Below are 17,256 nucleotides of genomic sequence, written 5' to 3' on the forward strand. Positions count from 1 at the left end.
CACAGCGCAAATGTCAGCGATAACATCGCCTACGTCTACACGCCACCTGATCGGGACTGCCACCGCAACAGCACCCAGAGCTTCGCCGCGCCCGACCTATCGACCCGCCGGCGTCGACCTCGATCGGTCAGCGTCGGCGGGTGGGGTCGGGTCGGCAAGCATGCCCAACGGGTCGGCCAGCAGTGGGGCGAAGCCGAGTTCGGCGGCGCCGACCAGAGTGGCATCGTCGCCGAGGGCCGCGGTGCGCAGCCGTACGTGCTCCCGCGCGACCGGCAGCACGTTGCGGGCAATCCGCCCCCGTACCTGCGCGACCGCCCCCGGATACAGGTCGCACAGCATTCCGCCGAAGACCACCATGCCCGGATTGAAGAGATTCATCAGATTCGCCACCCCGATGCCGAGCCAGTCGCCGACACGACGCAGCGACTCCTGGGCCAGCGGATCACCACGGTCGGCGTCGTCGACCACGGACCGGATCGCGTCACGACCGTAGATCTCGGCGGGCCGACCGGCGGCGTCGAGCAGAGCCCGCTCGCCGGCTTCCGCCTCCAGGCAGCCGGACGAGCCGCAGCCGCAGGGCCGGCCGTCGTTGGGGTTCACCACCATGTGCCCCAGCTCGCAGCCGTAGCCGCCATGCCCGCCCAGCAGTCGACCGCCGACGATGATGCCACCGCCCACCCCTACATCGCCGTGCAGGTAGATGAGGTTGTCGAGGCCGACGCCCGCGCCGCGCTGCTGCTCGGCCTGCGCCCCGAGGTGCGCCTCGTTGCCCACCGCGACGGACAGGCCGAGCCCGAGCCGGCGGCCGAGTTCAACGCCGAACGCCTGATCGACCCAACCCAGATCGGGCCCGAAACGCACCATCCCGTCGCCGGGCCGGATCATGCCGCAGTACGAGGCGGCAACCCCCACACAGGTCGCGTCCGGCGGTGCCGCACCGTACAGCTGACGGCCGAAGCGCGCGAGGACCTCGACCACTCGATGTAGATCGGGCCCGGCCCTCGGGCGCACCGCCTCCCGGCGGTCCCGGATGCCTCCACCGAGCCCGACCCGAGCGGCGACCAGTCGGTCCACCGCAACGTCGAAGGCCAACACGTAGCACCGGTCGGATGCCGGCCGGACCAGCAGCGAGGGCCGCCCGGCACGGCCGGTGTCCGTGCGCGACTCCTCGTGAACCAGGCCGGCCCGGGTCAGTTCGGTGGTGAGCGCCATGATTGTGCTGCGGTTCAGGCCCATCCGTTCGGCCAGTTCGGCACGGGATACCGGACCACCGACGTGCACGTGCTGCAGCAACGTGCCGGCGTTGCGTCGGCGAATCGCCTCCTGGACCAACCCGACCTCCGGCGTCAGGCCCGACGGGATCGACGGTGACGTGAAGCAGTGTTCCCACCACCTGACACCGCCGTCAAGCCGGCCCGCACCGGTCGACCCGCATCCGGACCCGTCAGCGGCTCGCGCCGGCACGCCGCTTGTTGTAGACGTCGAAGGCCACGGCGATCAGCAGCACCAGGCCCTTCACCACCGACTGCAACGACTGGTCCACGCCCATCAACTGCATGCCGTTGCTCATCACCGCCATGATCAGGCCACCCACCATAGCGCCCACGACGGTGCCCACCCCACCGGTGACCGCCGCACCGCCGATGAAGGCCGCGGCGATCGCGTCGAGTTCGAACATGTTGCCGGCCGCGGGCTGTGCGCCGTTGGAGCGCGACGAGAAGATGATGCCCGCCACGGCGGACAGGAAGCCCATGTTGACGAAGATCCAGAAGTTGACGGTGCGGACCTTGACGCCCGACAACATCGCCGCGGAGAGATTGCCGCCGATCGCATAGACCTGCCGGCCGAAGACGGTGCGCCGGGTGAGCAGGCCGTAGACCAGCACCAGCGCCGCGAGGATCACCAGCACGATCGGCAGGCCACGCGCGTGCGCCAACTGCCAAGCGAAGTACATGACCACCGCGCCGACCAGCGTCATCCGCGCGACGAACAGCGCGAACGAGTCGACCGGCTGCTGGTAGCGGATGCGCGCCGCCCTGGTGCGGAAGGTGCTCACCACGTAGCCGGCCACCCCGATCGCGCCGACCAGCAGCGTGAAGGCGTCGTAACCGTCGCCGCCGATCAGACCGTTGAGGAAGCCGGCCGCGATCCGGTTGTACTCGGCCGGGAACGGCGAGAGCGAGATGTTGTCGAGCACCCGCAGGGTGAGACCACGGAACAGCAGCATGCCCGCCAGGGTCACGATGAACGCCGGGATGCCGACGTACGCGACCCAGAAGCCGTGCCAGGCGCCGACCGCGACTCCCACGGCCAGGGCGGCCAACACGCCGACCCACCACGGCTGGCCCTGCCTGATGACGACCACGGCGGAGACCGCACCGGTCAGCGCGACAACCGAGCCGACCGACAGGTCGATGTGACCGCCGATGATCACGATGACCATGCCGATCGCCAGCACGAGGATGTAGGAGTACTGCAGAACGATGTTGGTGATGTTGCCCGGGCTCAGCGAGAGACCGTCGGTCAGGAACGCGAAGAGCGCGACGATCACCACAAGGGCGACGAAGATTCCGCTCTGCCGCAGGTTGTTCATGATCAGCGTACGGGGGTCGCTGGTGCCCACGGGCAGCGCGGCGGCAGGTACGTTCCGGGCCGGCTTCTTGCCCGCCGCCGAGGGCTTGGTGCTGGTCATCCGACGGTTTCCTTGTCCTTCGCCATGAGTTCCATGAGCTTTTCCTGGGTCGCCTCAGCGACCGGCAGTGCGCCGGTGATCCGGCCCGCGGACATCGTGTAGATGCGGTCGCAAATGCCGAGCAGCTCGGGCAGTTCCGAGGAGATGATGACGACCGCCTTGCCCTCGGCCACCAACCGGTTGACGATCGTGTAGATCTCGAACTTCGCCCCGACGTCAATGCCCCGGGTCGGCTCGTCCAGGATCAGCACGTCCGGATCGGTGAACAGCCACTTCGACAGGACGACCTTCTGCTGGTTGCCACCGGAGAGCTTGCCCACGAACGACATCACGCTCGGCGCCCTGATGTTCATGTCGCGCCGGCTCGTCTCGGCGACCTTGATCTCCTCGTTGTCGTGCACCCAGCCGAGCCGGGCGAGCCGGCGCAGCCCGGCCGCCGAGATGTTGTGCCGGATGTCGTCGATGAGGTTGAGCCCGAAGCGCTTGCGGTCCTCCGTCGCGTACGCGATGCCGTTGCCGATCGCCTCCGCCACGGAGCGTGCCCGGATCTGTCTTCCGTGCATAAAGAGCCGGCCGGTGATGTCCCGACCGTACGACCGGCCGAACACGCTCATCGCCAGTTCGGTACGCCCCGCGCCCATCAGGCCGGCGATGCCGACCACTTCGCCGGCGCGTACGTCGAGGCCGGCGCCGTCGACGACCAGGCGGTCCTGGCTCGGGTGGCGCACCGACCAGTCCTCGATCCGCAGCACCTCCTCGCCCGGTGAGGAGACCCGCTCGGGGTAGAAGCTCTCCAGGTCCCGGCCGACCATGCCGCGGATGATCCGCTCCTGGGTCACCTCGCCCGAACGCATGTCGAGGCGCTCCACCGTCTGCCCGTCCCGTAGCACCGTGGTCGAGTCGGCGATCGTGGTGATCTCGTTCAGCTTGTGCGAGATCATGATGCAGGTGATGCCTCGGTCGCGGAGCCGGCGCATCAGCTCCAGCAGGTGCGCGGAGTCGACGTCGTTCAGCGCGGCGGTCGGCTCGTCGAGGATGAGCAGTCGGACCTTCTTGGAGATCGCCTTGGCGATCTCCACCAGCTGCTGCTTACCGACACCGAGCTGCACGACGGGCGTGACCGGGCTCTCGGGAAGCCCCACCGAGGCGAGCAATTTGGCCGCCTCGGCGTAGGTGCGGTTCCAGTCGATCAGCCCGGCGGGACCGCGCTGTTCGTTGCCGAGGAAGATGTTCTCGGCGATCGACAGGTACGGCACCAGGGCGAGCTCCTGGTGGATGATGACGACGCCCCGGTTCTCGCTGTCGCGGATGCCCCGGAAGTGCACCGGCTCGCCGTCGAACAGGATGTCGCCGTCGTAGCTGCCGGACGGGTAGACACCCGAGAGCACCTTCATCAGGGTGGACTTGCCGGCGCCGTTCTCGCCGCAGATGGCGTGGATCTCCCCACGACGTACGGCGAGTGAGACGTCCTGGAGCGCCGCCACCCCCGGGAAGGTCTTGGTGATCCGACGCATCTCGAGGATGTTGTCGTCCATGCTCACCGTCCTGGCGGTCTAGATAGTCCTGAGTGGCCGGGTGGTACCGGGTCCGGCGGCGGCGCGCCGCCGGACCCGGTGATTGCCGTCAGCCCTGTGACTGGCCGGCGGCGACCTCGTCCGCGGTGAAGTAGCCGGAGTCGATCAGGACCGGGTTGATGTCGTCGGCGAAGACGGTCTGCACCGGCAGCAGGTACGACGGAACGACCTTGACGCCGTTGTCGTACGTCTCGGTGTCGTTGGCCTGCGGCGTCTTCTCCTCAAGGAACGCCTCACCGGCGATCACGGCCTGCTCGGCCAGCAGGCGGGTGTCCTTGAAGATGGTGGAGCTCTGCACTCCGTCGCTGATCAGCTTGACCGAGGCGATCTCGGCGTCCTGCCCGGTGACGACCGGGAAGTCGGCACCACGGTAGCCGGCGTTCTGCAGCGCCGTGATGATGCCGCGCGAGAGGCCGTCGTAGGGCGACAGCACGCCGTCGACCTTGCTGTTGTCGTTGTAGCTGGAGGTCAGCAGGTCCTCCATCCGCTTCTGCGCGGCCTCCTGCTGCCATCGCAGGATCGCCACCTGCTCGATCTTGTTCTGTCCCGACTTCACCGTCAGCGTGCCGTCGTCGATGAACGGCTTGAGGGTGTCCATGGCGCCGTCGAAGAAGAAGTGGGCGTTGTTGTCGTCGAGCGACCCGGCGAACAGCTCGACGTTGAACGGGCCGGTGGCGGTGCCCTTCGCGCCGTCCTTGCTCTGCACGCCGAGGCCGACCAGCAGCGCGGTGGCCTGCGCGACGCCGACCTTGTAGTTGTCGAAGCTGACGTAGAAGTCGACGTTCGGGCTGTTCCGGATGAGCCGGTCGTAGGCGACCACCGGGATGTCCGCGTCGGCTGCCGCCTGCAGCTGCCCGCTCAGCGCCGTCCCGTCGATCGCCGCGATGATCAGCACGTCTGCGCCGCGCGTGATCATCTGGTCGACCTGCTGCGACTGGGTGGGGATGTCGTCACCGGCGTACTGGAGGTCGACCGTGTAGCCCTTGGCCTCCAGCTTCTCCTTGACCGAGTTGCCGTCGGCGATCCACCGCTCGGAGGTCTGGGTCGGCATCGAGACGCCGATGGTCAGGTCGGCGGGCTGGTCACCGTCGGTTCCGCCACTGCCGGCACCATCACCACTGCAGGCCGCCATACTCAGCGCCAGTACGGCGCTACCGAGAGCGGCCAGGATTTTTCTGTTCACTGGCTTCCCCAATCTGGAACTCGCGCCGTCGGACCGGCTGCGCGGGTCGCACTTGGGGCAAGTGTTAGCGCTCACAATGCCTGGGTCAACACCTCGTCGGGAATACCGCGGTCACGTTCTCGTAACGAACGCCCCACTCCCCCGGTCGGCCATTCGACGCAGGTCAGGCGGGTGACCACCGGGTTCACGGCAGGGTCCGGCGATCGACATCGACGTCAGGAAATACGGAAAGCCAGGACAGTGCACACCCCCGCTCACCGTCCATCCACCCGACCGCAGGTCCCCGAGGCCCTGACACGGCCACCGCCGACGACCGGAATCGTGGTTCGACGCAGAATGGTGGGGCAACCGCGACGTCTGACGTACCGCCGTGATCGGAAGACCCATGGGCCGCGACAGAGCGACACTGGCCGACGTGGCACGACGGGCGGGCCTTTCACCACGGCCGGCGTCTCGCCGCGCGCCGAGGTCTTCTGCCCGGAGTGGCTGGCGGAGCACGGCTACACCGCCATGCGCTCGCTCCTCGACCGGCCGGCCCGCCCCAGCGCGGTGATCTGCATGAACGACCGGCTCGCCTTCGACGCCTACCAGGCACTCGGCGAGGCCGGCCTGAGCATCCCCGGTGACATCTCCGTGCTCTCGTTCGACGACGACCCGATCGCCGCCTGGCTCCGGCCCGGGCTCTCCACCGCCGCGCTGCCGCACGAGCAGATGGGGCGCCGCGCGGTGGAGATCCTGCTCGACGGCGAGCATAGGAGCCGATGGCTGGTGCCGATGCCGCTGCGCCGTCGACGCTCCGTCGCCGCGCCCGTCGACTGAGCCGGGCAGCTCGGGCTCGATCGCCGGTCGCGGTTCCGGTTGACCCGGATCAGGGCGACCGCATCGCCCGGACGGCCTCCCCAGCGAACAGACAGGCCGCGCGGTGGTCGGGATCGACCTCGGCGAGGACCGGGTCGGTTTCCGCGCACTCCGGCCGGGCCTGGGGGCACCGGGTCCGGAACCGGCAGCCGGCGGGCGGGTCGACCGGGCTGGGAATGTCGCCGCTGAGAATGATCCGGCGGCGTTCCCGCTCGATCTGCGGATCGGCCACCGGCACCGCCGACAGCAGGGCAGCGGTGTACGGATGGGCCGGCTCCCGCCAGATCTGCGCCGGTGTGCCGCTCTCCACGATCCGCCCCAGGTACATGACGGCCATCCGGTCGCTCATGTGCTCGACGGCGGCCAGATCGTGGGCGATGAACAGGTAGGTCAGTCCCAGGTCCCGCTGTAGGCGCCGCAGCAGGTTCATGATCTGCGCCTGAACGCTCAGGTCGAGCGAGGCGATGGGTTCGTCGAGCACGATCAGGTCTGGCTCGCCGGCCAACGCGCGGGCGATGCCGACCCGCTGCCGCTGACCGCCGGAGAGTTCGTGCGGGTGCCGGTCGGTGAGGTCCCGGCGCAGCCCGACCATGTCGAGCAGCTCCTCGACCCGCCTGCGGCGGGCGGCCCGGCCGGCGGCGAGGCCGTGGACGACCAGCGGCTCGACGATGCTCGCCCCGATGGTGCGCCTCGGGTCGAGCGACGCCTGGGGGTCCTGGAACACCATGGCGACGCGGCGGCGCAGCGTGCGCAGCCGCCGCCGGGACCACCTGGTGACGTCCTGCCCCGCCACCCGGACGCTGCCGGAGGTGGGGTCGACCAGCCGCAGCAACGCCAGCCCGGCGGTGGACTTGCCGCTGCCCGACTCGCCGACCAGCCCCAGGGTCTCGCCGCGACGCACCTGTAACGACACCCCGTCCACGGCACGGACCACCCCGGCCGGGGTGGGGAACCACACCGTCAGGTCGTCCAGTTCGGCCACGACCTCGGCCGGCTCCCCCGGCGTACTCATCGGGCCTCCTCGTCCGCGGGCCGCGGGTAGAAGGTGCGGACCTGGTGCCCGGCCGAGACCGGGACCAGCGGCGGCAGCTCGTGCTCGCAGCGGTCGTCGCCACGCACCGGGCACCGGGGCCAGAAGGCGCAGCCGGGCGGCAGGTCCAACGGATTGGGCGGCGCGCCGGCGATGGTGACCAATTCGTCGCCGCCGGCCGCCGGGTCCGGGCGGGCCGCCAGCAGAGCCGAGGTGTACGGATGCGACGGCGCACCGAAGACCGCGTCGACCGGCCCCTGTTCGAGGATGCGGCCGGCGTACATGACCGCCACCGTGTCCGCGATACCGGCAACCACACCGAGGTCGTGCGTGATCCAGACGACCGCCGTGCCGAGCCGCCGCCGCAGGTCGGCGACCAGCTCGACGATCTGGGCCTGGGTGGTGACGTCGAGGGCGGTCGTGGGCTCGTCGGCGATCAGCAGATCGGGCTCGCAGATCAGGGCCATCGCGATCACCACGCGTTGACGCATGCCCCCGGAGAACTGGTGCGGGTACGCGTCCACCCGCTGCGCGGCGGACGGGATGCCGACGAGGTCGAGCAGTTCCACCGCGCGGGACCGGGCGGCCCGCCGGGTCAGGCCGAGGTGTTCCTCGCCCGCCTCGGCGACCTGCCGGCCCACGGTCAGCACCGGATTGAGCGAGGTCATCGGATCCTGGAAGACGAAGCCGACGTGCCGTCCGCGCAGCCGCCGCCGACGTGCCTCGGGCAGCTCGGTGAGTTCCGTACCGAGCAGCCGGACCCGCCCGGTCACCCGCGCGGATCGCGGCGCGAGACCGGTGGCGGCGAGCACGCTCATGCTCTTGCCACTGCCCGACTCGCCGACCAGCGCCAAGGTCTCCCCCGGGCGCACCGACCAACCGACCCCGGCTACCGCCCGAGCCGGCCCGCGCCGCGTACCGATGGTGACGGTGAGGTCCTCGATCGCCAGCACCGGCCCGTCGCCACGCTCACGATCGCTCATGCGGTGCTCCTCCTCGCTTCGCTGACGGTGAGCTGACGGGGATCGAGCACGTCCCGAAGCGCGTCACCGACCAGGTTGAACGCCAGCACGGTCAGGAAGATCGCCGCGCCGGGGAAGAAGCCCAGCCACCACGCCTCGGTGACGAACCCGCGCCCGTCGTACAGCATCCGGCCCCAGGCCGGGTCGGGTGGTTGCACGCCGAGACCGAGGAAGGACAGCGCCGCCTCGGAGAGGATGGCGAAGGCCAGCGACAACGACGTCTGCACGATCAGCGGCGCCGCGATGTTGGGCAACACGTGCCGCCGCATGATGCGAAGGTCGGACGCGCCGATGGAGACCGCCGCCCGGACGAAGACCTGTTCCCGGACGGAGAGCACACCGGCGCGGGTGACCCGGGCGAAGATCGGGGTGTAGACCACCCCGATCGCGACCATCGCGGTGACAAGTCCCGGCCCCAGCACCGCGACGATGGCCACCGCGAGCAGCAGGACCGGGAACGCGAAGAGGACGTCCATGCAGCGCATCAGGACGTTGTCGAGCCAGCCACGGTAGTAGCCGGCGAACAGTCCGAGGCTCACCCCCACCACCAGCGCGATGCCGACGCTGACCAGGCCGACCTGAAGGGAGACCCGGGCCGCGACCATGACCCGGCTGAGCACGTCCCGACCCAACTCGTCGGTACCGAACGGGTGCGACCAACTCGGTGGCTGGAGCATCCGGTCGACGTCCACCTCGTTGATCCCCGACGGCGCCAGCCAGGCCCCGGCCACGCCCACCACGACCAGCAGGGTGAGCACCACGCTGCCGGTCAACGCCAGCGGATCGTGCCGCAGCGCCGACAACGCCCGGCGCAGCTGCCCCTCGCTCGTACGCTCACTGTGTTCGCTCATCGGACGCTGATCCGGGGGTCGAGGCGGGCGTAGAGGATGTCGACCAGGAGGTTGATCAGGAGGAACAGCGCCGCCACCAGCAGCACGGCACCCTGTAGCACGGGGTAGTCACGGGCCTGGACCGCGTCGTAGGTGAGCCGTCCGATGCCGGGCCAGGCGAAGAGCACCTCGATCACGATCACCCCGCCGAGCAGGCTGGCCAGTTGCACCGCCACCACGGTGACCACGGGGATGAGCGCGTTGCGCAGCACGTGCCGCAGCACCACCACCCGGGTACGCAGCCCCTTCGCCTCTGCGGTGCGCACATAGTCCTCGGAGAGCACCTCCAGCATCGCCGACCGGATGAACCGGGTGAGGATGGAGGCGGTGACCAGGCCGACCGTGGCCGCCGGCAACGCCACGTGGGAGACCCATCCGGCCGGGTCCTCGGTGAGCGCGACGTAGCCCGACGGTGGCAGCCAGCCGAGCACCCCGGCGAAGAGCAGGATGCCCATGATGCCCATCCAGAAGTCGGGCACCGAGACGCCGATCTGGCTGAACACCCGGGCCGCGTGGTCGACCAGCGAGCCACTGCGGATGGCCGACACGATTCCCAGCGGGAAGGCGATCAACACTGCGAAGAGCACCGCGGTGACCGCCAGTGACAGCGTCGCCGGCAGTCGCTCCAGCACGATCGTGGTGACCGGACGTCCACTGCGGAAGCTGACACCGAGGTCGCCGGTCAGCGCCCGACCGAGGTAGTTGAAGTACTGCGCCACCAGGGGCTGGTCCAGCCCTGCCCGGGCCCGCAGCGCCTCGTACGTCTGCGGGTCGAAGCGGGTGCCCAGCGCCACCCGGACGGGGTCACCCGGCACCATCTGGAGCAGCAGGAACACGACGACGGTCACGCCGAGCAGCACGACGGCCGACTGCAACAGCCGACGGATGACGAAGCGGACCACCGGTGATTTCCCGCCGGCTCACTTGGCCAGTGCCACGTCGCGGAACCGGATCGCCCTGTCGGTGCGTACCTCGTAGCCGGAGACCTGCGTGGACCAGCCCTGGGCCACATCGGGGTTGTAGAGGTAGATGTAGCTGGCGTCGTCCACGATCTGCTTGGCCACCTGGTCGTACTGCTGCTTGCGGGCGGTCTGGTCGACCTCGGTCCGGGCCTGGTCGAGCAGCCGGTCAACCGCCGGGTTGTTGTACTTGTGGAAGTTGAACGTCCCGCCACTGTGGTGCTGGGCGTAGTAGAACTCGTCGGGGTCGATGTTGCCCAGCCAGCCGAGCATGAACGAGTCGAAGTTGCCGGCGCTCTGCTGGTCGAGCCACTGGGCGAAGTCCAGCGTTCGGATCTCGACGGTGATGCCGACGCCTTCCAGCTGCGACGCGATGACCTGCGCGGCGGTGACCGTCTCCGGGTACTCGTTGGTGACCATCAGGTCCATGGTCAGCCCGCTGACGCCGGCCTGGTCGAGCAGTTGCCGCGCCTGGTTCACGTCGTGCGAGTACGGCGCGTACTCGTAGTGGAAGGCGCTGTTCTGTGGGATGGCCGCCTGGTTGACCGTGGCCAGGCCGAACTTGGCGGCCTTGGTGATCGCCTCCCGGTCCAGCGCGAAGGCGACCGCCCGGCGCACGTTGACGTCGTCGTACGGCTTGCGGGCCTGGTTGAGCGCGAGGTACCAGTAGTCGGTCGACGGTACCGATCGGACCGTGGGGTCGTCGCCGTCCAGCAGTGCCGCGACCTGCTGCGGCGGCAGGTTGTCGGTCCACTGGACCTCACCGCCGCGCAGGTTCTGCAGGGCAACGGTGGGGTCGCTGACGAAGGTGAACGTGACCCCGTCGAGCTTGGGCTTCTCGCCCCAATAGTTGTCGTTGCGGACCAGTTTGATGCTGTCGCCGGAGGTGTAGCCGCCGATGGCGAAGGGGCCGCTGCCGACCGGCTTGGTCGTGACCTCGCCGGACTCCACGTTGGACTTCTGGACGATCGCCACGCCCTTGAATCCGCCAAGGTTGGCGAGCAGGTTCGGGGTGGGCGCGTCGAGGGTGACCACGACGGTGCTCGGGTCGGGCGCGGCCACCGACGCGACGGTGCCGAACTTGTATGCCGTGTTCAGCTTCTCGTCGATGATCCGGTTGTAGGAGTAGACGACGTCCTCGGCGGTGAGCGGTGAGCCGTCGGAGAACTTGACTCCCTCTCGGAGGGTGAACGTCCAGGTCAGCTGGTCGTCGCTGGTGGTCCATTCGGTGGCCAGGGCCGGCTTCATCTCCAGGTTCGCGTCCGGCTCCACGAGCGTGTCGTAGACGTTCTCCAGCACCTGGAAGCTGTAGTAGGCGGAGGTCTTGTGCGGGTCGAGCTGGTCGGGCTCGCCACCGATGGCGGCATTGAGGACGCCGCCGGCGGATGCCCCGTCGGCCCCGTCGACCTCGACGCCGTCGCCCGCGCCGCAGCCTGCCGCAGCGGCGGCGAGCATCAGTACGAAGGTGGCGCCGGCCATCCGGAATCTGGTGCTGGACATGGTCCTCCCCCTGGATTCTTCCCCGGCATCTGAAAGATTTTTGCGAGTCTGGCCGCCAGGTCGGCGAATGTCAACACAAACTGTGGCAAATTGCCCGTCCCACCGGGCTCTGGCCTGCCTCACCGCCCCACGCTAACCGCAAACACGCCGGCCGTCAGACCACGGACCTGGCGGGCAGCCACGATCGCCGCCGTTCTGTGACCTCCCGTCCGGCGATGCGGGCGCCGTGACGAACACCAATTGGCAGTACCCGGATCACGGTGCGGATCCTGCTGCCGATCTCGGTGCTCGGGGCGGTCGCGCTGATGCTCGGGGCGTGGCGCAGAACCTCTCCGCCGGCACGGAGATCACCAGCGGCAACTGCTGCACGACCTGTGGGGCCCCGGGTACCAGACCGAGACCAACCACCTGCGGCAGTACCGGCCAGGCCACCTGATCACCGAACCCGGCATGGGCTACCGCTACCAGCCGTGACCCACGCCGCGCCTACGGGCAGTTGTTGCTGGTCAGCCGCGCCGTGTACTCCACCTCGTCGGTGGTGATGCCCGACGGGGCACCGTCGAACCAGGTCTCGACCTTCTGCCAGCCCTGGCGCTGTTCGTAGTGCAGGTGCGGGGCGCCCGAGTTGCCGGTGCTGCCGATCCGCCCGATCTGTTCGCCCCGGGCGACCCGCTGGCCCTCCGCCACCAGGGGCGGTTCCAGCAGGTGCAGGTACTGGGTCTCCCACCGGCCGCCGTGGTCGATCTTCACCCAGTAGCCGCCGCCCCGGCCCCGGGGGCCGTCAGGGTTCTCCGGGGTGCGCCCACCCAGCGACCCGTTGATCCCGGCGACGGTGACCGTACCGTCGTAGGAGGCGAGCACCGGCTGCCCCCACGGCTCGCCGGAGAGCGGGAAGAAGTCCACGTCGAACTCGCCGTGACCAGGGTAGGTGCCGATCTGCCACGTCTCACCGCAGGCGACGGGCATCTGGAACAACGGTCGGGGACCGGGCGGGCGGAGCACTAACACGGCCGCCACCGCCAGGGCGATCACGACACCCAGGGACAGCAGTGCCCACCGGGCCCTTCGGCGGGCGCGGCGGTGGGGGCGGCGGTGGGAACGGGGGTGGCCGGACGTCACCGTCCAGAGCATGGCAGACGACCGCCACTCCCCGATCTCTGGGCACCAGTGAGGATCAGCCGGGCAGCACCGGCACAGCAGCCTCGGCCGGCACCGGGATCGTCGCGACCGGTCAGGTCGCCCGCGTACGCATACCTCGCTGTCGGAGCCGAGCGTGGTGTGCCGCAGTCGGCCGTGGCCCTGTCTGCCGAGCACAGCGGGTCGGCGCTGCGGGCGGTGGCGGAAAGCGCGGTGTCGGGCGGCGGGTGGGCGTCAGCGGATGATCGGGGTGGTCTTGACGAAAATGGGTGGTGGCTCCGGCGGCCAGGGCGGTAGCGCGATGCCGACCGGCAGCGTCTGACCGTCCCACAGCAGCAGGATCTCGTTGGTCCGCGAACCGGTGCTGATCCACTCGTTCAGGATCACCACGAAGGAAGCGCCCGGCAGTACCCCGCCCTCGTCGAGCCCCTCGATTCGGCTGATCTTGAAGCCTCGGGACATCACCGTGACACCGGTCGCCGGTTCGCTGCCGACGTTACGGATCACGTACGGCGTCCCGATCTCCACCCGGCGGGTGCGAGGAAGCTCGGCCTGCCAGGACACCGGCGGCGGGGCCGGCGGCACGGCCAACTCGGCGGCGACCGCCTGCCGCTCGGCGGCGTCGGCAGCGCGCCGGGCGTGCCGCAGCGACCGTACCGACACCGCCAGGGCGGTCGTGGAGAAGATGACCGAGGATACGACGCCGGCCCAGGCCGCCGCGTCGCCGTAGCTCACCGCCATGACCGGAAGCGTAGTCCCGCCCGGCATCTGGTCCGCCCACTGTCGAGGGAGCCGGCCCGGCCAATGTCCGCACTCGCCGCTACCGGCCGCGTGAGGGATCACTCTACGACGTCGTCGGTGTACCGTCCGAAGTGGCGGCTCTGAGGTGGAGTCTGCCGATCCTCGCGCTCGGGAGTATCGCCATGGCAGCCATCGCTGATGGCCGGGCGGGAGGCGGGCAGGGCGACGCTGGCCGCCGCGTACCGGATCGGGACGCCCGACCTCGACGTGGCGCGGATGTCGCTCTGCGGGACGTTGCTCGTGCAGGCGGCGCTCGCGGCGGCCCGGCACGGCGACGAGCGGGCCGCTGCCGCCCGCGTCGACGAGGCCGCCGATCTGGCCGCCGAGGTCGGCGACGGCAAAGATCATCATCACACCGGCTTCGGCCCGACCGCGGCGGCGCTCGCCCAGGTCGTGGTCGCGATCGAGTTGGGTACGACGGATGAGGCGATCGCCCGGCACGAGGCGGCTGTCGGGCGTGACGGCTGGCGGTGGCTGCCGCCCGAGCATCGCGCCGCGCACCTCATCGACGCCGGCCGTGCGTACCTTCGGGTTGCCGACCCGGTCAACGCGGCCCGGGTGCTGCTGGAGGCAGGCCGGACCGCGCCCGCCGAGGTACGCCACCGGCCCGCAGCCCGGAACGTGCTCGCCGCCACGGTCCGCCATCCCGGCGCCCCCGCCACGATCGTCGCGTTGGCCGCCACCCTCGGGGTGACCCGCGCATGACCGCCCCACTCCTCAGCCTCGCGCAGATCCTCGACCGGCTCACCCTGACCGCCCGCCGGACGCTCCTGACCACCAGCCCGGCCCCGACGGCCGCTGCCCAAAGGAAGAGTGGGCGGTCAGGTGATGAGGAGTTTGCGGCCTATGCCGGAGCGGAACTGGGACATGGCGTCGGGGTAGGCGGTCAGGGGGAAGCGGTGGCTGATGAAAACCGAGGGGTCCAGGACGCCGGCGGCGAAGAGTTCGGCGGCGCGGTCGAAGCTGTGCAGGACGGCCATCGAGCCGGTGACGGTGATCTCCTTGTTGTAGATGCGGTAGGGCTCGACCGGTACCCGGGTGGCGTACTCGGAGACGCCGAACTGGAGAAAGGTGCCGGCGGGCGCGACCCGGGTCAGGCCGTCGGCGATGGCGGCCTCGACACCGGTGCAGTCGATCACCACGTCCCAGCCGCGTGGGCGGTCCAGCTCGTCGGCGCTGGCGGCGCTCGCCGAGCAGCCGAGTCGGACAGCGGTGGCGAGGCGGTCGGGGTTCAGGTCAACCACGCTGACCGTGGCGGCGCCGCAGCGTTTGGCCAGTTCAAGCATCATCAGGCCCATGGTGCCGGCGCCGTAGATGAGGTAGTGGTCGGCCAGGCGGCGAGGCAGCACGTCGAAGCCACGCACGGCGCAGGAAAGCGGTTCGATCAGCGCGGCGTCGGCCGGGGCCACACCGGAAGGCAGGACCACGCAGTTGCGTACCGGGGCGAGGGCGAACTCGGCCGCCCCGCCGGGCACGGTGACCCCGATGGCGTTCCACCGCTCGCAGAGGTTTCCCCGGGCACGCCGGCACTGGTAGCACTCCCCGCAGTGCAGCGACGGATCCACGGCGACCGGGTCACCGACCCGCACCTCGGTGACGTCGCGCCCGGCGGCGACCACCGTGCCGGCAAACTCGTGGCCCGGCACGATTGGGTACGCGGGCGCGAACTCGCCGTCCATGATGTGCAGGTCGGTGCCGCAGATCCCACAGCCGGCGACCTCGACGACCACGTCCCGAGGTCCGGGCGTCGGGTCCGGCACGGACTCGACGCTGATCTGGCCCGGCGTGACGATGACTGCTGCCTTCACTTGACCGCCCCCATGGAGAGTCCTCGGACGAGTTGCTTCTGGGCGATCCAGCCGGCCAGCACAACCGGCAGCGACACGATCGTCGCCGCCGCGCAGAGCCGGGCCAGGAACAGCCCTTCGGAGGTGATGAAACCGACCAGGAAGATCGGCGAGGTGCCCGCCCGGGTGGCCGTCAGGTTGACCGCGAAGAAGAACTCGTTCCAGCTGAAGATGAAGCAGATCAGCGCCGTGGCGGCCAGGCCGGGCGCCACGATCGGCAGCAGGATCCGCCGGATGGTGACCAGCAGGCTCGCGCCGTCCATCGCCGCCGCCTCGATCAACGCGGCCGGCACCTCCAGCAGGAACGAACGCATCATCCACACCGCGAGCGGCAGGTTCATCGCCGTGTACAGCACCACCAGCGTCCAGACGTTGTCCAGCATGCCGAGGTCCTGCACCAGCAGGTAGATCGGCAGCAGCGCGGCGACCACCGGCAGCATCTTCGTGCTGATGAAGAAGAACAGCACGTCACGCCACCTGGCGACCGGGCGGATCGACAGCGCGTACGCCGCCGGGGTGGCCAGCAGCAGCACCAGCAGCGTCGACATCACGCTGGCCATCACCGAATTGAGCAGGTAGGGGGTGATCTCCCGGTCGAAGACCTGCCGGTAGCCGTCGAGCACCGGGGTGAACAACCAGGACGGCGGGTTGCTGGCGGCGTCGACCTCCCGCTTGAATCCGGTGAGCACCATCCACGCCACCGGCAGGAAGAACAACAGACCGGCCAGCCAGGCCAGCACGGTCCAGACCGCCCCGGTGCGGCCCGCGCTGCGCCGGGCCGGGTTCGCGGTACCCGTCATCTCGCGTCCTCCATCCGGAACAGGCTGGAGATGACCCGCAGTGCGAAGGTGGCGACGACGATGGTGCCGACCACCACCACGACCCCGGCCGCAGCGGCCTCCCCGTACTCGAACTTGCGGAAGGTGGTCAGGTAGATCTCGTACGGCAGGTTGGTGGTGGCCCGACCGGGGCCGCCCTGAGTGATGGTGAAGACCGCGTCGAAGGTCTGTACCAGGTAGATGCCGCCGAGCAGGGCGCCAAGCTCCAGGTAGGGCCGCAGGTAGGGCAGGGTGACCCGGGTGAACGTCTGCCAGGGTCCGGCACCGTCGACCCGGGCCGCCTCCAGTGTCTCCAGGGACTGGCCCTGAAGGCCGGCAAGGATGATCAGCATCATGAACGGGGTCCACTGCCAGACCAGCGCGGCGACCACGGAGACCATCGGGTACTGCGAGACCCAGTCGGTGCTGCCACCGAGAATGCCGTTGATCAGGCCGTACGACGGGTTGTAGATGGCGTGCTTCCACAGCAACGCCGCCGCCATGGGCATCACCAGGAACGGAGTGATGAGCATGGTACGCACGATGCCCCGGCCAGGGAACTTACGGTCGAGCAGCAGGGCCAGACCGAGCCCGAGCAGCACCGACACGATCACCGACGACGCGGTGAGCACCACCGTGTTGACCAGGGCGGAACGCAGCCGGTCGTCGGTGAGCACGGTGCCGTAGTTGGCCAGCCCGGCGAACTCCCGGCTGCCGGGCCGCAGCGCGTTCCAGCTCTGGGTGGACAGGTAGAGGGTGAACAGGAACGGCAGCTGGGTCACCACGATGGCGAAGACCAGGGCGGGCAGCAGCGGTGCGCGCCGGGCCCAGCGTTGTTTGCGGTCCGGGCGGACGGGACGGACGGTGGGACGCGGTGCCGCGCCCGCACCGGCGGTGATGGTCGTGGTCATCGATTCACCTCGGGGCAGGGCCGGGGCCGGCCGG

General features: G+C 69.8%; 16 protein-coding genes and 1 pseudogene. 3 read left to right on the forward strand and 14 right to left on the reverse strand.

Annotated elements, in window-relative coordinates; genetic code table 11:
- Nucleotides 1–96: 96 nt before the first annotated feature.
- The 4 genes from ACFHWY_RS08045 to chvE all read right to left on the reverse strand — a co-directional run bounded on the left by ACFHWY_RS08045 (nt 97) and on the right by chvE (nt 5,449).
- Nucleotides 97–1,332: an ROK family transcriptional regulator gene (locus tag ACFHWY_RS08045; protein ID WP_416579472.1), complete on the reverse strand. Its 1,236-nt coding sequence runs from the start codon at nt 1,330–1,332 to the stop codon at nt 97–99.
- A gap of 112 nt (nt 1,333–1,444) precedes the next feature.
- Complete coding sequence (gene mmsB / locus ACFHWY_RS08050) at nt 1,445–2,692, reverse strand: multiple monosaccharide ABC transporter permease (protein WP_416579473.1); 1,248 nt, start codon at nt 2,690–2,692, stop codon at nt 1,445–1,447.
- The gene (gene mmsA / locus ACFHWY_RS08055) at nt 2,689–4,227 is read right to left on the reverse strand and encodes a multiple monosaccharide ABC transporter ATP-binding protein (RefSeq protein ID WP_416579474.1); all 1,539 of its coding nucleotides are present in this window, start codon (nt 4,225–4,227) and stop codon (nt 2,689–2,691) included. Before mmsA ends, mmsB begins: the two co-directional genes overlap by 4 nt.
- An 88-nt stretch (nt 4,228–4,315) precedes the next feature.
- Nucleotides 4,316–5,449: a multiple monosaccharide ABC transporter substrate-binding protein gene (chvE, locus tag ACFHWY_RS08060; RefSeq protein ID WP_416579475.1), complete on the reverse strand. Its 1,134-nt coding sequence runs from the start codon at nt 5,447–5,449 to the stop codon at nt 4,316–4,318.
- A 336-nt stretch (nt 5,450–5,785) separates the two neighbouring features.
- On the opposite strand from chvE, the gene ACFHWY_RS08065 reads away from it, so the two are divergent.
- Nucleotides 5,786–6,268, forward strand: a complete 483-nt coding sequence (locus ACFHWY_RS08065; protein ID WP_416579476.1) for a substrate-binding domain-containing protein — start codon at nt 5,786–5,788, stop codon at nt 6,266–6,268.
- Between the two features lie 49 nt (nt 6,269–6,317).
- Here the strand turns inward: ACFHWY_RS08065 and ACFHWY_RS08070 are convergent, their stop codons facing one another.
- From ACFHWY_RS08070 to ACFHWY_RS08090, 5 genes are read right to left on the reverse strand one after another with little or no spacing between them, the layout of a single operon-like run.
- Nucleotides 6,318–7,319 (reverse strand): ABC transporter ATP-binding protein, encoded by a 1,002-nt coding sequence (locus ACFHWY_RS08070; protein WP_416579477.1) that lies wholly within the window; start codon nt 7,317–7,319, stop codon nt 6,318–6,320.
- Entirely contained in the window at nt 7,316–8,320 is a 1,005-nt protein-coding gene (locus ACFHWY_RS08075) for an ABC transporter ATP-binding protein (protein WP_416579478.1), read from the reverse strand. The genes ACFHWY_RS08070 and ACFHWY_RS08075 overlap by 4 nt, the downstream gene beginning before the upstream one ends.
- Nucleotides 8,317–9,210 carry an ABC transporter permease gene (locus ACFHWY_RS08080; RefSeq protein WP_416579479.1) on the reverse strand — a complete coding sequence of 298 codons (894 nt, stop codon included), beginning with the start codon at nt 9,208–9,210 and terminating at the stop codon, nt 8,317–8,319. The genes ACFHWY_RS08075 and ACFHWY_RS08080 overlap by 4 nt, the downstream gene beginning before the upstream one ends.
- Complete coding sequence (locus tag ACFHWY_RS08085; protein ID WP_416579480.1) at nt 9,207–10,151, reverse strand: ABC transporter permease; 945 nt, start codon at nt 10,149–10,151, stop codon at nt 9,207–9,209. Before ACFHWY_RS08085 ends, ACFHWY_RS08080 begins: the two co-directional genes overlap by 4 nt.
- 18 nt (nt 10,152–10,169) lie before the next feature.
- Nucleotides 10,170–11,708, reverse strand: coding sequence for an ABC transporter substrate-binding protein (locus tag ACFHWY_RS08090; RefSeq protein ID WP_416579481.1), 1,539 nt, complete (start codon nt 11,706–11,708; stop codon nt 10,170–10,172).
- Nucleotides 11,709–12,059: 351 nt separating this feature from the next.
- Here ACFHWY_RS08090 and ACFHWY_RS08095 point away from each other — a divergent pair.
- A pseudogene (locus tag ACFHWY_RS08095) lies at nt 12,060–12,182 on the forward strand (DNA-binding response regulator); the annotation flags it as partial.
- Between the two features lie 12 nt (nt 12,183–12,194).
- On the opposite strand, the gene ACFHWY_RS08100 reads toward ACFHWY_RS08095, so the two are convergent.
- Together ACFHWY_RS08100 and ACFHWY_RS08105 are read right to left on the reverse strand one after the other, a co-directional pair.
- The gene (locus tag ACFHWY_RS08100; protein ID WP_416579482.1) at nt 12,195–12,674 is read right to left on the reverse strand and encodes a M23 family metallopeptidase; all 480 of its coding nucleotides are present in this window, start codon (nt 12,672–12,674) and stop codon (nt 12,195–12,197) included.
- Between the two features lie 405 nt (nt 12,675–13,079).
- Nucleotides 13,080–13,586: a hypothetical protein gene (locus ACFHWY_RS08105; protein ID WP_416579483.1), complete on the reverse strand. Its 507-nt coding sequence runs from the start codon at nt 13,584–13,586 to the stop codon at nt 13,080–13,082.
- A 198-nt stretch (nt 13,587–13,784) separates the two neighbouring features.
- Here ACFHWY_RS08105 and ACFHWY_RS08110 point away from each other — a divergent pair, with 198 nt between their 5' ends.
- Nucleotides 13,785–14,351, forward strand: coding sequence for a hypothetical protein (locus tag ACFHWY_RS08110; protein ID WP_416579484.1), 567 nt, complete (start codon nt 13,785–13,787; stop codon nt 14,349–14,351).
- A gap of 116 nt (nt 14,352–14,467) precedes the next feature.
- On the opposite strand, the gene ACFHWY_RS08115 is transcribed toward ACFHWY_RS08110, so the two are convergent.
- The 3 genes from ACFHWY_RS08115 to ACFHWY_RS08125 are packed head-to-tail and all read right to left on the reverse strand — an operon-like array spanning nt 14,468 to nt 17,222.
- Entirely contained in the window at nt 14,468–15,454 is a 987-nt protein-coding gene (locus ACFHWY_RS08115; RefSeq protein WP_416579485.1) for a zinc-dependent alcohol dehydrogenase family protein, read from the reverse strand.
- Complete coding sequence (locus ACFHWY_RS08120) at nt 15,451–16,293, reverse strand: carbohydrate ABC transporter permease (protein WP_416579486.1); 843 nt, start codon at nt 16,291–16,293, stop codon at nt 15,451–15,453. Before ACFHWY_RS08120 ends, ACFHWY_RS08115 begins: the two co-directional genes overlap by 4 nt.
- Nucleotides 16,290–17,222 (reverse strand): carbohydrate ABC transporter permease, encoded by a 933-nt coding sequence (locus tag ACFHWY_RS08125; protein WP_416579487.1) that lies wholly within the window; start codon nt 17,220–17,222, stop codon nt 16,290–16,292. The genes ACFHWY_RS08120 and ACFHWY_RS08125 overlap by 4 nt, the downstream gene beginning before the upstream one ends.
- Between the last annotated feature and the right edge of the window lie 34 nt (nt 17,223–17,256).

It is taken from the genome of Micromonospora sp. LOL_024, assembly GCF_048060415.1.
In the GTDB taxonomy this organism is placed as follows: domain Bacteria; phylum Actinomycetota; class Actinomycetes; order Mycobacteriales; family Micromonosporaceae; genus Micromonospora.

What these genes read in the sequence shown, in the direction of transcription:
- ACFHWY_RS08080 (WP_416579479.1), bottom strand. Translation starts at nt 9,210, where the DNA reads ATGAGCGAACACAGTGAGCGTACGAGCGAGGGGCAGCTGCGCCGGGCG.
- ACFHWY_RS08120 (WP_416579486.1), bottom strand. Translation starts at nt 16,293, where the DNA reads ATGACGGGTACCGCGAACCCGGCCCGGCGCAGCGCGGGCCGCACCGGG.
- mmsA (WP_416579474.1), bottom strand. Translation starts at nt 4,227, where the DNA reads ATGGACGACAACATCCTCGAGATGCGTCGGATCACCAAGACCTTCCCG.
- mmsB (WP_416579473.1), bottom strand. Translation starts at nt 2,692, where the DNA reads ATGACCAGCACCAAGCCCTCGGCGGCGGGCAAGAAGCCGGCCCGGAAC.
- ACFHWY_RS08110 (WP_416579484.1), top strand. Translation starts at nt 13,785, where the DNA reads ATGGCCGGGCGGGAGGCGGGCAGGGCGACGCTGGCCGCCGCGTACCGG.
- ACFHWY_RS08100 (WP_416579482.1), bottom strand. Translation starts at nt 12,674, where the DNA reads ATGCCCGTCGCCTGCGGTGAGACGTGGCAGATCGGCACCTACCCTGGT.
- ACFHWY_RS08090 (WP_416579481.1), bottom strand. Translation starts at nt 11,708, where the DNA reads ATGTCCAGCACCAGATTCCGGATGGCCGGCGCCACCTTCGTACTGATG.
- ACFHWY_RS08105 (WP_416579483.1), bottom strand. Translation starts at nt 13,586, where the DNA reads ATGGCGGTGAGCTACGGCGACGCGGCGGCCTGGGCCGGCGTCGTATCC.
- ACFHWY_RS08065 (WP_416579476.1), top strand. Translation starts at nt 5,786, where the DNA reads ATGGTGGGGCAACCGCGACGTCTGACGTACCGCCGTGATCGGAAGACC.
- ACFHWY_RS08125 (WP_416579487.1), bottom strand. Translation starts at nt 17,222, where the DNA reads ATGACCACGACCATCACCGCCGGTGCGGGCGCGGCACCGCGTCCCACC.
- ACFHWY_RS08075 (WP_416579478.1), bottom strand. Translation starts at nt 8,320, where the DNA reads ATGAGCGATCGTGAGCGTGGCGACGGGCCGGTGCTGGCGATCGAGGAC.
- ACFHWY_RS08070 (WP_416579477.1), bottom strand. Translation starts at nt 7,319, where the DNA reads ATGAGTACGCCGGGGGAGCCGGCCGAGGTCGTGGCCGAACTGGACGAC.